We start from the raw sequence: 19515 nt of genomic DNA, 5'->3' as shown, positions 1-19515 counted from the left end.
TAATAATTGTAAACTTTAGAAAACATTTGCCTGATGGTAAAATATAAGTAAAGAGAGGGGTGGATATAGTGAAAAAATTTCTAAAGAAATTATGGAAAAACAAATCATGGCTATTGATGGTTTTACCAGGAACTATATGGTTATTAATATTCTCATACTTACCAATGTTTGGTACAGTATTAGCATTTAAAGACTTTAAAATAAGTTCGGGTGGATTTATAGAAAGTTTAATTAATAGTAAATGGGTAGGGTTTGATAACTTTGAATTCTTATTTAGTAGTGGAGATGCATTTAGAATCACTAGAAATACTGTTGTATACAATTTAGTATTCATACTATTAGGATTAATATTTGCAGTATTTGTAGCTATAGCACTTAGCGAAATATCGAATAAAAAATTAGGGAAAATATATCAGACTAGTATGTTATTTCCTCACTTCTTATCGTGGGTTATAGTAAGTTACTTCGTATTTAGTTTCTTAAGCTTTGACAAAGGAATGCTTAATTCGGTATTAGGCGCATTTGGGGTAGATCCTGTGTCTTGGTATAGTGAACCGAAGCACTGGCCAGGAATACTTGTATTTATGAATATATGGAAAGGTGTTGGATACGGAAGTATAGTTTATTTAGCGGCAATAGTAGGTATTGATAAAACTTATTATGAAGCAGCGACAATAGATGGAGCTAGTAAATGGCAACAAATAAAAAATATAACTATACCTTTAATAGTACCTTTAATGATAATACTTACAATAATGGCAATCGGAGGAATATTCAGATCAGACTTTGGATTATTCTATCAAGTACCAAGAAACTCAGCTGTTTTATATCCTGTAACAGATGTTATAGATACATATATTTATAAAGGACTTATGAATATGGGGAATATAGGAATGAGTACAGCAGCAGGTTTATATCAAGCTATAGTAGGATTTATATTAATAATGGCTACAAACTTTGCAGTTAAGAAAATAGATCCTGAATATGGTTTATTCTAAAATAGAAGGGGGAGAGGCATTTATTTGCCGATAAAATATGGATTCACAAGCAATTAAAAAAGATGCAAAAAAGCCAGTACGCTCTTCTAAGAAAAAGAAAAAGGCTTATAATGAAGGGTTTACAGGTATAACAAATATAATAACAAACATAATATTAGCGATATTCTCAATAGCATGCATATTCCCATTTGTATTTGTTATTGTAATATCTTTAACATCAGAACAATCGTTAATACAACATGGGTACTCTATATTCCCAAAAGAGTGGAGTTTAGATGCTTATAAATATTTAATTGAATCAGGTGGGCAATTAGCTCAATCTTATATAGTAACAATAATTGTAACAGTATTAGGAACTTTAATAAATGTAAGTATGGTATCTACATATGCATATGCAATATCTAGACCAAACTTCGCATTTAGAAAACAGTTTATGTTCTTAGTATTCTTTACTATGTTATTTGGAGGAGGTATGGTTCCTTCATACATAGTTATGACTCAAGTATTAGGTCTTAAAAATACTATATGGGCATTAATATTACCGCTAGCATTTAATTCATTTAACATAATAGTAATGAGAACATTCTTCCAAAAGTCTGTTCCAGAGTCAATAATAGAGTCAGCTAGAATAGATGGTGCAAGTGAGTTTAAAATATTTATAAAGATGGTTATACCACTAGCTCTACCGGGTATAGCAACAATAGCATTATTCTCTACATTAGCATATTGGAATGACTGGTTTAATGCAATGCTATATGTTGATTATCAAGAATTAGTTCCACTACAACACATGCTTATGAAGATAGAAAAGAATATGGAATTCATAAGGCAAAATGCAATGTTAAGTGGACAAGTTATGTCAACATTACCTCAAGAATCTGTTAGAATGGCAATGGTAGTAATATCAACATTACCAATAGCATGTACATATCCATTCTTCCAAAAATACTTTATAAGCGGATTAACTATAGGTGGGGTAAAAGAGTAATAAAATATACATTAAAAAATAATAAGTGGGGGATTTTATTATGAAATTCAAAAAAATATCTAGTTTATTTTTAGCAGTAACAATAGCGTCATCAGCGATACTTACAGGATGCTCAAGCACTAAAAAGTCTGATGAAGCTAAAAAAGGTAATGGAGACAATGTTGAATTAGTGTGGTATATGATAGGAACTCCACAACCAGACCAAGCAAAGGTTATGGAAGAAGTAAACAAATATACAGCGGAAAAAATAGGTGTCACATTAGATTTAAGAATGGTTGACTGGGGTGATTATGGTCAAAAAATGCAAGTTATAACTTCTTCAGGTGAACCATTTGATATAGCATTTGCAAGTGACTATGCATTAAATGCTCAAAAAGGAGCTTACTTAGAAATAAGTGATTTATTAGAAAATAATGGAAAAGAATTAAAAGAAGCTATAAATCCTTTATTCTTAGAAGGAGCTTCTATAAATGGAAAATTATACGGAGTACCAGCTAACAAAGAAGTTGGTCAACAAATGGTTTGGGCTTACAATGCAGATATGGCAAAAGAGATTGGTGTAGATATGACTAATGTTAAAACATTAGAAGATTTAGAAAAAGTATTAGAAGTAGTTAAAGCTAAAAAACCAGACTTAAAAATGCCTATGTCAGCAGGATCAACTTTTGTACCATATATGCCATATGATTTATTATTAGGAGAAAACTTACCATTTGGTATAGCTTTAGAGGGTGATACAACTAAGGTTGTAAATATATATGAACAAAAAGATGTTAAAAAGACTTTAGATACATTAAGAAGATTCTATCAAAAAGGATTTATACATACACAAGCTTCAACAGATACAGATCCACATGAAATGAGTGTTCAAAACTGGTTTGTTAGAAAAGAACAATATGCACCAGGTGCAGGAGAAATGTGGTCTTCAAATGCAGGATATCCAATTAAATATAGTGAAATGCATGACCCTTTAACTATAAATAACTCTGTTACAGGTTCTGTAATGTCAATATCAGCAGCATCTAAGCATCCAGAGGAAGCTATGAAGTTCTTAAACTTATTAAATACAGATGAGTACTTAAGAAACTTAATAGACAGAGGAATAGAAGATGTTCACTATAAGACTAATGAAGATAAAACTATAACTAAAACTGAAGAAGCTAAAGCTTACAACATGCCTTCTTGGGCTTTAGGAAATGTATTTTTAACTAAAAACTTCGATACTGACCCTAAAGATAGAATAGAACAATATGAAAAATTCAATGAAAAAGCAGTAGCATCTCCAACATTAGGATTCTATGTAGATACAACTGATATAAGTACAGAATTAGCTACTATATCTAATATAGTTCAAGAATTCAAAGCTCCATTATATACAGGATCTGTAGATACAGATAAATACTTAGGAGAATTAAATAAGAAATTAAAATCTGCAGGACTTGATAAAGTTATGGCTAATATACAAGAACAATACGACAAGTGGATGGCAGATCAAAAAAAATAATAAATAACGAATAAAATAACATTAAATTTATATATCAAGGTATTCTTCTACAAAATAGTAGTAGAATACCTTGATTAATATAGGGGGACAAAATGTATAACTCAATAAATGTATTAGTACAAGAAGTGAAAGATAAGCTAAAAGATGATGTAAAACTAGGAGAAATGTTTGAAAAATGTTTCTTAAATACTATAAATACAACTGTTAAAAGAATGAATGATGGTACAACATATGTATTAACAGGGGATATACCAGCTATGTGGTTAAGAGACTCTGTATGCCAAATTAGACCATATTTAGTTTTAGCTAATGAAGATGAAGAAATCGCTAATATGATAGAAGGGTTAGTTGAAAGACAATTTAGATATATACTAGTTGACCCATATGCAAATGCATTTAATGAAGATGCAAATGGTATGGGGCATCAAAGTGATTTAACCAATATGAAGCCTGAAATATGGGAGAGAAAATATGAGATAGACTCTTTATGTTTCCCAATACAATTAAGTTACTTATTATATAAAAATACGGGAAGAACAACTCAATTTAATGAAACTTTTAAAAAGGCAGCACATACAATAATTGATTTGTGGAAAGTGGAACAAAATCATGAAGAAAACTCTCCATATATATTTGAAAGACTTGATTGTCGTCAATTAGATACATTAGCAAGAAGTGGTAAAGGGCCAATGCATAAAGAAACAGGAATGACTTGGTGTGGGTTTAGACCAAGTGATGATGCATGCCAATATAGCTACTTAGTACCATCTAATATGTTTGCAGTAGTAGTACTAAATTATATCGATGAAATCGCTAAAGAAATATTAAATGATGGTGAACTATCTAAATGCGCAAGAGAATTAAGTGATGAAATAAATGAAGGAATACAAAAGCATGCAGTTTACAATCATCCAAGATGTGGAGAAATATATGCATATGAAGTAGACGGATTAGGTAATTATAACCTAATGGATGATGCAAATCTTCCGAGTTTATTAGCTATACCATACTTAGGATATGCAGATATAAATGATGAAAAATATGTTAATACTAGAAACTTCATATTAAGCACTGAAAATTCAGAGTTCCATATAGGAAAATTTGCATCAGGTGTAGGAAGCCCTCATACTCCTGAAGGTTATATATGGCATATATCACTTGCTATGCAAGGTTTAACAACTAATGATATGGATAAAAAGAAAGAATTACTAGAAATTATGAAGAATACAGATGCAGGAACATATTTAATGCATGAAGGGTTCCATCCAGATGATCCAAATAAATTCACTAGAGATTGGTTCTCTTGGGCAAATATGATGCTCTGTGAATTAGTTTTAGATTACTGTGGAATAAAAGTTAAAAAATAAAAGTTATAAAAAGCTATATAGCTATAGTTATATAGCTTTTTTAATAATATAAATCGATTAATTTAATGAAGTGAATTTTATGGAGGAGTTAACATGAATTATAAATTTCCAAATGATTTTTGGTGGGGAAGTGCATCATCGGCAACACAAATGGAAGGTGCATATAATATTGACGGGAAAGAACAAAATATATGGGACTACTGGTATGAAATAGAACCAGAAAAATTTCACAATAATATAGGACCTCATAATACTAGTAATTTTTATTATAAATATAAAGATGATATAAAGTTAATGAAAGATTTTTCACACAATTCTTTTAGATTTTCTATAAGTTGGTCTAGGCTTATAAATGAAGACCAAAGTGTAAATGAAAATGCAGTTAAATTTTATAATGATGTAATAAATACTATGATAGAAAATAATGTAGAACCATTTATAAATTTATTCCATTTTGATATGCCTATGTATTTACAAAATATAGGTGGATGGGAAAATCGTGAGGTTGTAACTTGTTATCAAAACTTTGCTAAAAAATGTTTTGAGCTATTTGGAGATAGGGTTAAAAAATGGTTTACTCACAATGAACCGATAGTTCCAGTTGAATGCGGGTATTTAGGTCATTACCATTATCCATGTGTAGTTGATTTTAAAAGAGCAGTACAAGTTGGATATCATATAATGTTATCTAGTTCATTAGCTATTATGGAATATAAGAAATTAAATCAAGGTGGAGAAATAGGAATAATAATAAATTTAACACCATCATACCCAAGAAGTAATAGTAAAGAGGACTTAAAAGCATCTAATATAGCTGATTTAATACTAAATAGGTCATTCTTAGATACGTCTGTTTTAGGGGAATTTCCTGGGAAATTAATAGAATTTGTAAAAGAACAAAATTTAATGCCTGAGTTTACAGTAGAAGATTTAGATGCAATTAAAAATAACACAGTAGATTTATTAGGAGTAAACTACTATCAGCCAAGAAGAGTAATGGCTAAGGAAAGTAAGATTGAAGAAGGAGAACCTTTAACACCAGAATCATTCTTTGATTTTTATGATATGCCTGGGAAGAAAATAAATCCTCATAGAGGTTGGGAGATATATGAAAAAGGTATTTACGACTTAGCTATAAATATTAGAGATAATTATAAAAATACACCATTTTTCATATCTGAAAATGGTATGGGTGTAGAAGGTGAAGAAAAGTTTAAGATAGATGGAAAAATAGAAGATGATTATCGTATAGAGTTTATAAGTGAACATTTGAAATGGGCTCATAAAGCGCTTGAAGAAGGATGTAATTTAAAAGGATATCACTTATGGACATTTATGGATAACTGGTCTTGGTTAAATGCTTACAAAAACAGATATGGATTTATAGAAGTTGATATAAATAACGATTTTAAAAGAACACCTAAAAAAAGCGCTTATTGGTTTAAAGAAGTTATAGAAAATAACGGATTTTAATAAAAATAAAGTTAAAAATGTGGGGGACATATGTATTATATAGTTTTTGATATTGGAGGAACATCTATAAAATATAGTTTAATGAATAAAGAAGGAGATATGATAGTTTCTAATTCTTTAAAAACACCTAATCAAGGTCAAGGGAAAACGCAAAAGATACTTGTAGATATAATAAATGAATATAAAACATTATACGATATTGAAGGTGTAGCTATGAGCGTTCCTGGTGGTATTGACGATGATGGATATATTCATTTTATGGGACAAGTAACAGACCTTCAAAATATGTATCTTAACAAGTACATAAAAGAACATACAGGACTTCATTGTTCTTATGATAATGATGTTAATTGTGTAGCAATGGCTGAAAAATATATGGGAAATGCAATAGATAATAAAAACTTTGTATGTATAACTATAGGTACAGGAATTGGTGGAGGAGTATTTATAAACAACCAATTATATAGGGGACACAGAGGTATGGCCGGAGAATTTGGGATAAATATATTAGAACATAGAATATCAGAATTAGAAAATTTAGAGTATAAAACTTTTAGTAGATTAGGTTCAACATACAATCTAGTATCAAAAGTCAATAATCTTAAGGGGACTAACCTAGATGGTAGGGAAGTTTTTGAATTAGCACAAAATGGAGATGTAGAAGTCCAAAAGTTGATAGAAGATTTTTATTTCTCATTAGCAATAGGAATTTATAATATTGTTTATAGTTTTGCGCCAGAGAAGGTTTTAATTGGCGGAGGATTAAGTGTAAGAGATGATTTAATTGAAAATATAGAGAAAAAATTAGAACTTTTAAATAAAGATATTCTAAAATCTGTCGAAATTGATACTTGTAAATTCCAAAATGACTCAGGTAAAATAGGAGCTTTATATAATTATATTAATAAATATAAGATAGAAACTTCAAGTAGCTAGGTTTATCTATAAAAAATACAATAGAAATATGTTGCTGGTTTTAAGTTAGAAAAAGCGAATTATAAATGATAAATATAATTCGCTTTAATATATAAAATAATCAATATGGGGAGGAAACCTATGAAACACAGAAAGTTTATTTCATCAGCAATAGCTGCAATGATGCTTTTTAGCGCTATACCAAGTACAAGTTATGCAATATTAGACTCAGATATACAAGAACAGGAAAAAACAGGACAGCCATTTTCATCTTACTGGTATCCAGATGAATTATTAAAATGGAGTCCACAAACTGACAAAGATGCAAAGTTTAATGTTGGAACGGTACCTCTTCAAGAAAGAACAGATGGGGAAAAATTAAAAAAATCTCAAAGTGAAGATGCGAAAGTTATATCTTTAGCTATAGCTAATAAAACAACTAGCTCTACTCCATCTCAAGGAAAAGATACATTCGATGGATATAACTTTAGTTATTGGCAATATATAGATACGTTAGTAGCATGGGGAGGATCTGGTGGTGAAGGACTAATATTAAGTCCGAGTGCAGATTTAATAGATTCAGCTCATACTAATGGAGTTCCAGTATTAGGAACAGTATTTTTCCCACCATTAGAATATGGAGGAAGATATGAATGGATGGAAGAATTTTTACAAAAGAGTAAAGATGGAACATTCCCAATGGCTGATAAGTTAGTTGAAGTAGCAAAGTACTATAATTTTGATGGATGGTTTATAAATCAGGAAACTGGAGATAGACAAACTCTTAAACCTGAATTAGCAAAGTTAATGAAAGAATTTTTAGAATATTTACAAAAGATAAAGCCTGATAATATGGAAATAATTTGGTATGATTCTATGATAGATGATGGTAGAGTATTTTGGCAAAACAGATTAAACGAATATAATAAGAATTTTTTAGGAACTAACAAGAAAACGTTATCAGATGGTATGTTTTTAAATTTCTGGTGGACTAATGAAAAGTATGGAGCTGTAGATCCTGAAAATACTCAAAATAGAATTCCTTATACTGTAACGGGTAAAGAGTTAAAAGAATCAGCTAAGCTTGCTAAGCGAATGAAAAGAAGCCCATACGACTTATATGCAGGAGTTGATGTACAAGCTGACGGATATAATACAAAAATTAAATGGGATTATTTATTCCCAAAAGGTCAAGATGCAAATACATCTTTAGGATTATACTGCCCTTCATGGACTTATGATTCATCAAAAGATTTTGACGAATTTTTGGCAAAAGAGAATAAGTTCTGGGTAAATGAAAGTGGTGATCCAAGGGAAAAGGGTGAAGACGATTGGAAAGGTATATCTAACTACATAGTAGAAAAATCTCCTGTAACATCTTTACCATTTGTAACAAATTTCTCTATGGGTAATGGTAAGTTCTTTAATGTAAATGGAAAGCAAGTTTCAGATGATGAATGGAACCATAGAGGCATGATGGATGTAATGCCAACTTATAGATGGGTAATAGATAATAAGAAAAATAACTTAAGTGCAGATGTAGATTATACTGATAGTTTCTATGGAGGAAACTCTATAGCGCTTAGAGGTAAGTTAGAAAATGGTGGAAAAAGTACTATAAAACTATATGCTTCAGAACTAGATTTAACTTCAAATACTGAGATAGCTTTAAAGTACAAATCAACTAATGATAAATCTAAATTAAAGTTGGAGTTAGTTATTGATGATAAAAAACAAACTGTAAATTTAGATACTAAGCAAAATGGAGAGTGGAGTGAAGCTAAAGCTTCTTTAGGTAAATTTGCAGGGAAAGAATTAGAGGAAATATCTTTAGTAGTAGAAGGAAAATCTAGGTCAACTAAATATAAATTAAATTTAGGTGAACTATCTATAACAGATGGAAATAAAGGTAATGATGTTTCTAAAATATCTAATTTAAAAGTAGAAGATTTTAAAGTTATAGATAATTATTATGGAAATGTTAGATTAACATGGGATAAAGGAAGTAATGATATAAGTCATTATGAAATATACATAGAAGATAGTAAAGGAAATAAAAAACTAATAGGAGCAACTCCAACAAATGCATTCTATGTAAGCAATATAGAAAGAGAACTTACATTAGATACACAGTCAACTTTTATAGTAAAACCAGTAAGTAAGCTTAACCAAACTAACCCACAACACGAAGCAAAAGTAAATGTTAAGTGGCCAAAACTTGAAACTCCTAAAGCTAATTTTGAAATTAGCTCACCAATTGTAGAGCCAGGAGAAACAATAACTTTAACTGATAAATCATTAGCTGAAAATAGTATTAACTGGAAAATCGAAGGACTACATAAAAATGAAGAATTAAGTGGTGAAGAAGTAACTGTTAAATTTGATAAACCAGGAGTGTATTCTATAACTCAAATAGTATCAAATCCAGCAGGAGAAACTATTAATAAAAAAGATGATTTTATAGTTGTAAGTAATCAAGCTAAAGGTGGGCTTTCAAACTTAGCCCTAAACAAAGAAGCAAAAGCCAATACCCAAGTTAATGATGGGGAAGCTGCTAAATTTGCATTTGATGGAAAATTAAATAGTAAGTGGTGTGCATTTGGAGAAAAAGGTAACTGGATAGAAGTTGACTTAGGGAAAGAAATGACTATAAAGGAACTAAGAATGAGCCATGCACAAGCAGGTGGAGAAGCTAGAAGTTTAAATACATCTGAGTATACTGTAGAAGTTAGCAAGGATTCAAAAACATGGACTCAATTAAAAGATATAAAAGGAAATACTGATGCAGTATCTAAAGATGATTTAAACTATGAATTAGCAAGATATGTAAGAGTTAAAATAAATAAATCAGAACAAGGATCAGGTGGAGCAACTAGAATTTATGAAATAGAAGTATTAGGTTTAGACGCTAATAAAGTTACGGTTATAGATAATAAACAATCTTTATATCAATTGAATGAGACTATACAAAAAATAGAGGAAGAATATAAAAATTTAGGAATAAAAGATGAAAGCTTTGAATCTATATTAAGAAAAGCTAAAGAAGTGATAGATAAAGTGGAAGTAGAAAAGGAAGAAATATTAAAAGTTGAATCTGATTTAAAAACATCTTTTGAAAATTTAAAAAATCCGAAAGTAGTAAATGAAGAAGTTGAAATAGTAAAAGAGAATTAAATAATTTAAATACTTAAGTAAGCTGATGTATATTATGCATCAGCTTATAAGGTTATATAGTGGAGGAATGACATGTTTGGAAAAATAAAAGATTATAACATTAAAGATAATATTGTAAATATAAAATTTGAAAATATTGATGTAAAAATAGAAATTATAAATTCTTATATAGTAAACTTTTTTGTGCCTACATTAAGGGAGAAGAGAAAGTCTAAAGCAATTGAAGATTTGAAGATAGAAAAATGCGAATTTAAAGTTACAAATAAAGAATTATATATAGAGATAAAAACTAATGATTTAATTATAAGAGTATATGATAACTTTAAAACAGATATATACAATAAAAATGGAAAATTGATATGCCAAGACTATAGGGGAGATAGGGAACCATTTATAAAAAACTGTGCGGGTAGATTAGATATAGCCATGCAGGAAGGACATAAACCAACAGATCATGTAGAATACAAGGTATTTATCCCTAAAAAATTAAAAGAAGAGATGTATTTTTATGGATTTGGTGAAAGAACGGGTCATTTAAATAAGAGAGGGTGTCATTATATTAATTGGAATACAGATGACCCAACTCCTCATGGTGAAACATATGAAAAATTATATAAATCAATACCATTTTTTATAACTTTAGAAGGTAAAGAAGCTTTTGGAATTTTCTTTGATAATACTTTTGAATCTCATTTTGATTTAGGAAAAGAAAATTCGAATTATTATTACTTTGCGTCATTAGATGGAAACATCGATTATTATTTTATATATGGACCAAGTGTTGATAAAGTAATAAAAGGATATACATATTTAACTGGAAGTACTCCACTTCCTCAGCTATGGACTTTAGGATATCAACAGTGTAGATGGGCGTATTGTCCTGAAAGTAATGTAGTTGATATAGCTAATAAATTTAGAGAAAAAGATATACCTTGTGATGCACTATACTTAGATATAGAGTATATGGATGATTTTAGAGTATTTACATGGGATAAAAATAAATTTAAAAACCCTAAAAAAATGATAGAAAATCTTAAAGAAAATGGATTTAAGTTGGTTACAATAATAGACCCTGGTGTTAAGGTAGATAAATGTTACTCTATATATGATGAAGGTCTAAAAAATGGATATTTTGCAACAGATAAAAATGGAATAACATATACTAACTGGGTATGGCCAGGTAATTCTGTTTTTCCAGATTTTATGAATAGTAAAGTTAGGAACTGGTGGTCAAATAATCAAAAAATACTTCTTGAGGATGGAGTAGCTGGAGTTTGGAATGATATGAATGAACCAGCAAGTTTCAATGGGCCACTTCCAGATGATATCAAATTTAATGAAGATGGCGATATTTTAGACCATAAAGAGATTCATAATGTATATGGACATATGATGAGTAAAGCTACATATGAAGGAATAAAAAAACATACAGATAAAAGACCTTTTGTAATAACAAGAGCATGTTATTCAGGAACGCAAAAGTATTCCACAGTTTGGACTGGAGATAATCAAAGTACTTGGGAACACCTTAGAATGAGTGTGCCAATGCTTATGAATTTAGGTCTTAGTGGAATGTCATTTTGTGGTACAGATGTAGGTGGATTTGGATATGATGCTACATCGGAGTTACTTAGTAGGTGGGTTCAAGTTGGTGCATTTACTCCATTATTTAGAAATCACACAACAATTTATTCAAGAGATCAAGAACCTTGGGCATTTGATAAAAAGACAGAAGATATTTATAGAAAATATGTAAAGTTAAGATATAAGATACTTCCATATATATATGATAATTTTTATAAAGGAGAAAAGGATGGACTTCCTCTAATAAGACCTCTTTTACTACATTATCAAAATGATGAAAAAACATATGAAATAAACGACCAATTCCTTTGTGGTGAAAATATAATGGTAGCTCCAATACTTGAACAAGGTAAAAAGGCTAGAATGGTATATTTACCAAAAGGGAGTAGATGGATAGATTACTGGACGAAAGAAGTGTATGAAGGTGGAAAGTATATAATAAAAGAAACTCCAATAGATATATGTCCAATATATATTAAATCAGGAAGCATAATACCAAATCTCCCTCAAATAAATTATATAGGTGAAAAAGAAATAGATACTTTAGTTTTAGATATATACTTAGATGAAAATAATTTTGAGTATACTCATTATCAAGATGATGGAGAGTCATTTGATTATAGAAATGGAAAATATAATTTATACAAGATATCTGTAGAAAATGAAGATAAACTAATTATTAATATTGAACTAATTAATAATGGATATAGTAAGAAGTATAGTAGCTGTAATATAAACATCAATGGAATAGATTATGGTAAAATTATATTAAATTATAATGAAAAGCTAATGAACTTTAGTATTTCTAAGAAATAAAATAATATAACAACTATTTAAAAAGCTATAGATTAATAGTATATAAAACTACCTTTTTCTTGTATTTTAAAGGAAAGAGGTAGTTTTAATTTTAAAGTATTTATATTTATATGCTACATTTAGAGTTATAATTGTAGGGTATTGTAAAATAGATTAAAGAATGATATTAAAGACAATAATAATTATGATATAATAAAATTTATGAAAATAAGACAATTAAACATAAGGATGGTGCTTAATAAATGAAATGGGCTGAAATAACAATAAAGACTACAACTGAAGCAGTTGAAGCCATAACTAATATATTATATGAACAAAATGTAGGTGGAGTATCAATAGAAGACCCTAAAGACTTTAAATTCCAAAAGAAAAATGAGTATGACTGGGATTTTGTAGAAGAAGAGATATTCAATAGTGGATATGATGGAGTTATAATAAAAACTTACATAACTGAAGAAAGAGACGTAAGTGAAGACTTAAATTTAATAAGAGAGAAGATACAAGGACTAAAAGAGTTTGGAATAGATATAGGAGATGCAATAGTTGAGCTTTCTCAAGTTGATGAAGAAGATTGGGCTAATGAATGGAAAAACTACTACAAACCAACAAAAGTAGGTCAAAGAGTAGTTGTAAAACCAACATGGGAAGAATATAAAGCTGAAGAAGAAGATTTAATAATAGAATTAGATCCAGGTATGGCTTTTGGTACAGGAACTCATGAAACTACAAGTATGTGCATACAACAATTAGAAAAATATGTTAAAAAAGATTCAAAGGTGTTTGATATAGGTTGTGGAAGTGGAATACTTGCAATAGCTGCAGCAAAATTAGGAGCAAAGGAAGTAACAGCTGTTGATTTAGATGAAGTAGCTGTAAAAGTATCTAAAGAAAATATAGAATTAAATAAAGTAGAAGATAAAATAGTTGCACTTCATGGAAATTTAACAGAAGTTATAAAAGATAAAGCAGATATAGTAGTGGCTAACATAATAGCAGATATAATAAAAATATTAGCTAAAGATGTGGCTAACTTTATGAAAGATGACGCAGTATTTATATCATCAGGTATAATACATGCTAAAGTTGATGAAGTAAAAACTAGCCTAGTTGAGAATGGATTTGAAATAGTCGAAGTTCAATCTTTAGGTGAGTGGAATGCTATAGTATCAAAACTTAAGTAGGTGAAATTATGGATAGATTTTTTGTAGAAAAGAAAAATATAAACCTTGAAAATAACACATGTATCATTGAAGGTGAAGATGTTAAACATATATCTAAAGTTTTAAGATGTAAAATCGGAGAAGAATTAGAAATATGCGATAATGATAATAAGGAATATATATGTGAAATAACTAATATAGATAAAGATAATGTTACTTTAGATATATTAGAACATATTGATATAAAAAGAGAATCAGATTTAAAAGTTAAATTATATCAAGGATTACCAAAAGGTCCTAAAATGGAAATGATACTTCAGAAACTTACAGAAATTGGAGTAGACGAAATAATACTAGTTCAAACAAAGAGAAGTGTAGTTAATGTTTCTGATAAAAAGGAAGATAAAAAAATTGAGCGTTGGGAAAGAATAATATACGAAGCAGCTAAACAAAGTAAAAGAGGGAAGATACCTAAGTTAAGAGGTATATTAAGTTTTAAAGAAGCCTTAGAAGATATGAAAGAGAATGACTTAAATATAGCTCCTTATGAAAATGAAAGAACAAAATCGATTAAAAAAGCCATAAAAGGTGTAGATATAAATAACATAGGTGTTTTTGTAGGTCCGGAAGGCGGATTTGAAGAAAGTGAAATTCAATCTATAGAAGAAATTAAAGGACAAGTCGTTTCTTTAGGGCCAAGAATATTAAGAACAGAGACAGCGTCAGTAGTAGCGTCGTCAATAGTTTTATATGAACTAAGTGACATAGGAGGTAGAGTATAAGTGAAAAAGGTAGCTTTTTATACACTAGGGTGTAAAGTAAATCAATATGAAACAGAAGCAATGCTTGAGATGTTTAAAAAAGAAGGTTATACTCAAGTTGATAGTGAAGAATTTGCAGATGTTTATGTAATAAATACATGTACAGTAACACATATGAGTGATAGAAAATCACGTCAATATATAAGAAGGATGAAAAAGAAAAACCCAGATGCAATAATAGCTGTTGTTGGATGTTATTCTCAAGTATCTCCAGAAGAAATATTAGATATTGAAGAAGTAAACCTAGTAATGGGAACTAATGAAAGAAGAACCATAGTTGATGAAATTAAAAAAATAGATGCAAGTAAAAAAGTAAGTACAGTTGATGATATAATGAAGGTTAGAGCCTTTGAAGAAATAGAAATAAGCCAATCTAATGGAAAAACTAGAGCATTTATGAAAATACAAGATGGATGCGATAGATTTTGTAGCTACTGTATAATACCTTATGCTAGAGGTGGTAAGGTAAGAAGTAGAAGTTTAGAGAGTATATTAGAAGAAGTTAACAAATTAGTAAGTAATGGATATAAAGAATTTGTTTTGACAGGAATACATGTTGCTTCTTATGGAAAAGACTTAAGGGATGAACAAATAAATTTATTAAATGTAATAAAAGAAATAAACAAAGTTGAAGGTGTAAAGAGAATAAGATTAAGTTCAGTTGAGCCAGTTTTATTTACTGATGAGTTTGTAAGCGAAGTTTCGAAAATGGAAAAAGTGTGCCCACACTATCATTTATCACTTCAAAGTGGATGTGATGAAACTTTAAAAAGAATGAATAGAAGATATACTACAGAGGAATATAAGGCTATAGTAGATAGATTAAGAGAAAATATACCTAATGTGGCAATAACTACTGATGTAATTGTAGGGTTTCCGGGGGAAACTAATGATGAATTCAATAAGACTTATGAATTTTTAAAGGATATAGAGCTTTCTCAAATGCATATATTCAAATATTCTCCAAGAAAAGGTACACCAGCTGCAACTATGGATAATCAAATAGATCCACAAATGAAACAATTTAGAAGTGATAAGCTTTTAAATTTAAACAAAGAAAACTTTAATAAGTTTGCATCTAAGTTTATAGGTGAAGAACTAGAAATACTATTTGAACAAAGTGTAGTTGATAACATGTATGAAGGTTTAACTACTAACTATATAAGAGTAGTTGTTCCAAGTGAAAAAGACATACAAGGCGAGATACTAAAAGTTAAGATAACTAATGTTAAAGACCAGTATGTAGAAGGAATAGTAGTATAGTATATAGAACTATAGAGAAATTTTATATGGGGAGGAATTAAAATGAGTTGTATATTTTGTAAAATAATAGAGGGAGAAATTCCGTGCAGTAAAGTCTATGAAGATGACTTAGTTTTAGCATTTAATGATATAAATCCGGTAGCTCCATATCATATATTAGTTATACCCAAAAAACACTATGAAAGTGTAGTAGACATACCTGAAAATGAAATGGAAATCATGGGACATATTCATAATGTAATTAATAAGATAGCTAATAAAAAAGGATTTAATAAAACTGGATTTAGAATTATAAATAACTGTGGAGAAGATGGCGGACAGGAAGTTAAGCATGTTCACTACCATATATTAGCTGGCAAAAAGCTACCTATGTATGAAATAGAGAAAAAATAGTCTAAATTTAAAAATTAAAATCTTATTAAATAAAAATACTTGAAAAAAATAAAAGATTAGTTTATAATAAACAAAGTGTGAGGTTGTAATGCATATTATGCAGATATAATCGTAGTTACAGTCCCAGCATAATTCGCGCTATCGGAGGGAGGGAAAAAGAAATGTCAGAAGTAAGAGTTAGAGAAAATGAAACATTAGACAGCGCTTTAAGAAGATTCAAGCGTTCATGTGCAATGTCTGGCATCATGTCTGAAGTTAGAAAAAGAGAGCACTATGATAAGCCAAGCGTTAGACGTAAGAAAAAAGCAGAAGCTGCAAGAAGAAAAAACGCTAAGAAATAGTAAAAAAGAAATAAAGAGGTGAAGGGAATGTCCCTTAAAGAAAAGTTACAAGAAGATTTAAAATCTTCAATGAAGAACAAAGATACAGTTAAAAAGTCTGTAGTAACTTTAATAAGAGCTTCTATAAAGCAATACGAGATTGACAATAGAGTTGAACTTGGCGATGAGGAAATTATTGATATAATTTCTAAGCAATTAAAGCAACGTAAGGATGCTTTAACTGAATTTGCAAAAGCTAATAGAGAAGACTTAGTAAAGGAAACAGAGGCTGAAATCGAAGTTTTAAAAGAGTACCTACCTCAGCAATTAAGCGAAGAAGAATTAAATGAAATAGTAAAATCTACTATATCTGAAGTTGGAGCAACTTCTATGAAAGATATGGGAAAAATAATGTCAGCTATAAAACCGAAAACAAAAGGAAGAGCTGATGGCAAACTTATAAATGAGTTGGTTAAGGCTAACTTACAATAGATTAAAAGTCTAGAGAGAAATCTCTAGGCTTTTTTATGTATTAGGAAATATTTTAGTGAACATGTAAGTAATATGATAACGTATAGTTTTATAGTAATTAAATTTATAAATAATGAAAGTAAAACTTGGAATAATGATATAGTCTTGTACATATTTATTAATTAAATAAGAATATGAAAGAGGGGAAAATTTTGATTATATCAGTAAAAGAAGTTAGAAATTTTCTAATAAGTATATTAATACCACTAGCAATTGGCTATGCTAGTAGTTTTATATCACAAATACTTTCAGGAGTCGATATAGCTACATCTTATTCTCAATTAATAAAGCCAGGATTTGCACCTCCAAGTTTTATGTTTCCTATAGCTTGGACTATAATTTACATACTAATGGGGATATCCTCATATATTATTATGAAAAAAGATTATAAATCTACTAAAGTTAAAGACGCTATGTTTTATTATTGGCTACAACTAGCTCTTAACTTCTTATGGAGTATACTGTTTTTTGGACTAGATTTAAGGTTTACAGCGATGGCAGATTTAATTATTATGATAATAATAATAATAATAATGATTTTTAAATTCTACAAATTAAATAAAAAAGCTGCATATTTAAACATACCATATCTTCTATGGACTTTTTATGCATTATTTTTAAATTACTTTATATGGACAATAAATAGATAAAATAAAAATACTGAGATATGCTCAGTATTTTTATTTTTAAGTAATTAATAATAGTCTTGTAATGATATTTAAAATAATGATATTTCCTTTATATTAAGATATCTAGCATCCACTGTAATATACAAACCCTTATTAAGATTTATCTTACCCTTATCACCTTTATAATTATATTTAAGTTTATAACTTTCAATTGTATCCATATATGTTGAAGTATTTGTATAGCTCTCATCAAGCACTAAATCAGAGTACACATCTTTAAATTTTTCTTTAATGTAATCATTAGCAAAATTTATAGCGTCATTTTTATCTATAGATGGAGCAATTTCAACAAAATTATCTGAAATTTGGGACATATAAAAAACAGATGGATCTTTATCCATAACTCTAATTTTAAAAGATTTATCATTTGATTTAAAAAAGAATTGATAAAACTTATTTTCGGGATTATTCTCAAAAAAAATTTCGTATTGTTCAGAAGAAATTATATTATCTAGTAAAGAGTAATCAAAAAAGAAATCAATAGCATCTATTGAAATATCTCTAATAAAGTCTATTGAAATATCTTTAGGTATATTTTCATTGTTGTATTCACTTACCATATAAAAAAAGCGGTAATTAAGTATATGAGAATCTATCTTAAAATAAGGTGTAGTATTGTTTATTTCAAAGTTACGTTTTTCGTTTTGTGTAATTGGACAAAAGCAGTGTATAAAGGATATGAAATTAAGATAACTATTAATTAATCCTTGTACAAGTCTAAAAGAATAAGGATTAAAAGAACATTTTTTTAAGTCTTCAAGCTCAGATAATATATTAAAGTTAAATTTGAGCAATTTGTGTAGTCTATCTTCATTGGATTTTTTGAGTTTTAAAGGATCTATATCATCTATGCTTAACCGCTCATATGAAATATATTCATACAAATGACATATAACCTTAATGTTTCTTAAGTTCTCACTTTTCATATCAGATAAGAAATTCAAGTATTGATAGGAGTTTGAACTTATTAATGTATTTAGTAAAAAGTCTACGCATATACATTTTTGAATTATATTCACAAAGGTGTTTTTCATGTAACCATCCTTTCTAATAAAATTTATTGATATATTCTTATTTTATTCTAAACATATATATAAGTTTACACACATATTTAAATAAGAGAGTATTATAAAAAATAGTAATTAGTAAGCTATTATTTAAATAAAATTTATAATATATAAAAAATATAATAAAGATGTAGTATATATCAATTTTAAGGATTAAAAAGTAATTTAAGAAAAATCATGAACATAAAATATATTAAGGGGGGATATGGATATGGTAGATATATCAACTGACCTGCAAGTAAACCAACCCACAGTAACTATTGTAGGTAATACATTTGTAAGTGTGGAAAATTACTTATCTATAATAACTTATGAAACTGATTTAATAAAAATAAAAACTAAAGTAAAGTCAATTAAGATATCGGGAGATAAACTTTCACTAAAATATATTACTGATGGGGAAATAGGAATAAAAGGAATTATATATAGTGTAGAGTATACAGATTAGGAGG

The 19515-nt window shown here is 28.8% G+C and carries 17 protein-coding genes; 16 read left to right on the top strand and 1 reads right to left on the bottom strand.

Features of this window, described 5'->3' with window-relative positions; translation table 11 throughout:
* Positions 1-68: 68 nt before the first annotated feature.
* The 15 genes from JNUCC81_RS14355 to JNUCC81_RS14285 all read left to right on the top strand — a co-directional run bounded on the left by JNUCC81_RS14355 (position 69) and on the right by JNUCC81_RS14285 (position 17957).
* Positions 69-998, top strand: coding sequence for an ABC transporter permease (locus tag JNUCC81_RS14355; protein WP_454094105.1), 930 nt, complete (start codon positions 69-71; stop codon positions 996-998).
* 37 nt (positions 999-1035) lie between these two features.
* Positions 1036-1986: a carbohydrate ABC transporter permease gene (locus JNUCC81_RS14350; RefSeq protein WP_208331572.1), complete on the top strand. Its 951-nt coding sequence runs from the start codon at positions 1036-1038 to the stop codon at positions 1984-1986.
* Positions 1987-2026: 40 nt separating this feature from the next.
* Positions 2027-3490: an ABC transporter substrate-binding protein gene (locus JNUCC81_RS14345; protein ID WP_454094104.1), complete on the top strand. Its 1464-nt coding sequence runs from the start codon at positions 2027-2029 to the stop codon at positions 3488-3490.
* 92 nt (positions 3491-3582) lie between these two features.
* A complete protein-coding gene (locus tag JNUCC81_RS14340; RefSeq protein WP_454094103.1) occupies positions 3583-4857 on the top strand; it encodes a glycoside hydrolase family 125 protein in 1275 nt (424 codons plus the stop codon).
* A gap of 93 nt (positions 4858-4950) precedes the next feature.
* Positions 4951-6330 (top strand): glycoside hydrolase family 1 protein, encoded by a 1380-nt coding sequence (locus tag JNUCC81_RS14335; RefSeq protein WP_454094102.1) that lies wholly within the window; start codon positions 4951-4953, stop codon positions 6328-6330.
* Between the two features lie 30 nt (positions 6331-6360).
* Positions 6361-7266: an ROK family protein gene (locus tag JNUCC81_RS14330; protein ID WP_454094101.1), complete on the top strand. Its 906-nt coding sequence runs from the start codon at positions 6361-6363 to the stop codon at positions 7264-7266.
* A 120-nt stretch (positions 7267-7386) separates the two neighbouring features.
* The gene (locus JNUCC81_RS14325; protein WP_454094100.1) at positions 7387-10419 is read left to right on the top strand and encodes an endo-beta-N-acetylglucosaminidase; all 3033 of its coding nucleotides are present in this window, start codon (positions 7387-7389) and stop codon (positions 10417-10419) included.
* 72 nt (positions 10420-10491) lie between these two features.
* Complete coding sequence (locus JNUCC81_RS14320; protein WP_454094099.1) at positions 10492-12819, top strand: glycoside hydrolase family 31 protein; 2328 nt, start codon at positions 10492-10494, stop codon at positions 12817-12819.
* A 242-nt stretch (positions 12820-13061) separates the two neighbouring features.
* Positions 13062-14000, top strand: coding sequence for a 50S ribosomal protein L11 methyltransferase (gene prmA, locus JNUCC81_RS14315; RefSeq protein ID WP_454094098.1), 939 nt, complete (start codon positions 13062-13064; stop codon positions 13998-14000).
* Between the two features lie 8 nt (positions 14001-14008).
* Positions 14009-14761: a 16S rRNA (uracil(1498)-N(3))-methyltransferase gene (locus tag JNUCC81_RS14310; protein WP_454094097.1), complete on the top strand. Its 753-nt coding sequence runs from the start codon at positions 14009-14011 to the stop codon at positions 14759-14761.
* Positions 14762-16063: a tRNA (N(6)-L-threonylcarbamoyladenosine(37)-C(2))-methylthiotransferase MtaB gene (gene mtaB / locus JNUCC81_RS14305; RefSeq protein ID WP_454094096.1), complete on the top strand. Its 1302-nt coding sequence runs from the start codon at positions 14762-14764 to the stop codon at positions 16061-16063.
* Between the two features lie 42 nt (positions 16064-16105).
* Positions 16106-16456, top strand: a complete 351-nt coding sequence (locus tag JNUCC81_RS14300; protein ID WP_454094095.1) for a histidine triad nucleotide-binding protein — start codon at positions 16106-16108, stop codon at positions 16454-16456.
* Positions 16457-16617: 161 nt separating this feature from the next.
* Positions 16618-16797, top strand: coding sequence for a 30S ribosomal protein S21 (rpsU, locus tag JNUCC81_RS14295; RefSeq protein ID WP_021125460.1), 180 nt, complete (start codon positions 16618-16620; stop codon positions 16795-16797).
* Between the two features lie 27 nt (positions 16798-16824).
* Complete coding sequence (locus JNUCC81_RS14290; RefSeq protein WP_208331561.1) at positions 16825-17268, top strand: GatB/YqeY domain-containing protein; 444 nt, start codon at positions 16825-16827, stop codon at positions 17266-17268.
* 191 nt (positions 17269-17459) lie between these two features.
* Positions 17460-17957: a TspO/MBR family protein gene (locus JNUCC81_RS14285; RefSeq protein ID WP_454094094.1), complete on the top strand. Its 498-nt coding sequence runs from the start codon at positions 17460-17462 to the stop codon at positions 17955-17957.
* Between the two features lie 68 nt (positions 17958-18025).
* Here the strand turns inward: JNUCC81_RS14285 and JNUCC81_RS14280 are convergent, their stop codons facing one another.
* Entirely contained in the window at positions 18026-19030 is a 1005-nt protein-coding gene (locus tag JNUCC81_RS14280; RefSeq protein ID WP_454094093.1) for a hypothetical protein, read from the bottom strand.
* A 244-nt stretch (positions 19031-19274) separates the two neighbouring features.
* Here JNUCC81_RS14280 and JNUCC81_RS14275 point away from each other — a divergent pair, with 244 nt between their 5' ends.
* A complete protein-coding gene (locus JNUCC81_RS14275) occupies positions 19275-19511 on the top strand; it encodes a YabP/YqfC family sporulation protein (RefSeq protein WP_208331558.1) in 237 nt (78 codons plus the stop codon).
* The last annotated feature ends 4 nt before the right edge of the window (positions 19512-19515 follow it).

It is taken from the genome of Faecalimicrobium sp. JNUCC 81, assembly GCF_053667625.1.
The sequence above is the reverse complement of the archived record's forward strand: the minus strand, read 5'-3'. Positions and strand labels throughout refer to the sequence as shown.

Coding starts and splice junctions, on each gene's coding strand:
- JNUCC81_RS14325 (WP_454094100.1), top strand. CDS start 7,387: ATGAAACACAGAAAGTTTATTTCATCAGCAATAGCTGCAATGATGCTT.
- JNUCC81_RS14335 (WP_454094102.1), top strand. CDS start 4,951: ATGAATTATAAATTTCCAAATGATTTTTGGTGGGGAAGTGCATCATCG.
- JNUCC81_RS14320 (WP_454094099.1), top strand. CDS start 10,492: ATGTTTGGAAAAATAAAAGATTATAACATTAAAGATAATATTGTAAAT.
- JNUCC81_RS14330 (WP_454094101.1), top strand. CDS start 6,361: ATGTATTATATAGTTTTTGATATTGGAGGAACATCTATAAAATATAGT.
- rpsU (WP_021125460.1), top strand. CDS start 16,618: ATGTCAGAAGTAAGAGTTAGAGAAAATGAAACATTAGACAGCGCTTTA.
- JNUCC81_RS14300 (WP_454094095.1), top strand. CDS start 16,106: ATGAGTTGTATATTTTGTAAAATAATAGAGGGAGAAATTCCGTGCAGT.
- JNUCC81_RS14280 (WP_454094093.1), bottom strand. CDS start 19,030: ATGAAAAACACCTTTGTGAATATAATTCAAAAATGTATATGCGTAGAC.
- JNUCC81_RS14290 (WP_208331561.1), top strand. CDS start 16,825: ATGTCCCTTAAAGAAAAGTTACAAGAAGATTTAAAATCTTCAATGAAG.
- JNUCC81_RS14340 (WP_454094103.1), top strand. CDS start 3,583: ATGTATAACTCAATAAATGTATTAGTACAAGAAGTGAAAGATAAGCTA.
- JNUCC81_RS14275 (WP_208331558.1), top strand. CDS start 19,275: ATGGTAGATATATCAACTGACCTGCAAGTAAACCAACCCACAGTAACT.
- JNUCC81_RS14310 (WP_454094097.1), top strand. CDS start 14,009: ATGGATAGATTTTTTGTAGAAAAGAAAAATATAAACCTTGAAAATAAC.
- prmA (WP_454094098.1), top strand. CDS start 13,062: ATGAAATGGGCTGAAATAACAATAAAGACTACAACTGAAGCAGTTGAA.
- JNUCC81_RS14345 (WP_454094104.1), top strand. CDS start 2,027: ATGAAATTCAAAAAAATATCTAGTTTATTTTTAGCAGTAACAATAGCG.
- JNUCC81_RS14350 (WP_208331572.1), top strand. CDS start 1,036: ATGGATTCACAAGCAATTAAAAAAGATGCAAAAAAGCCAGTACGCTCT.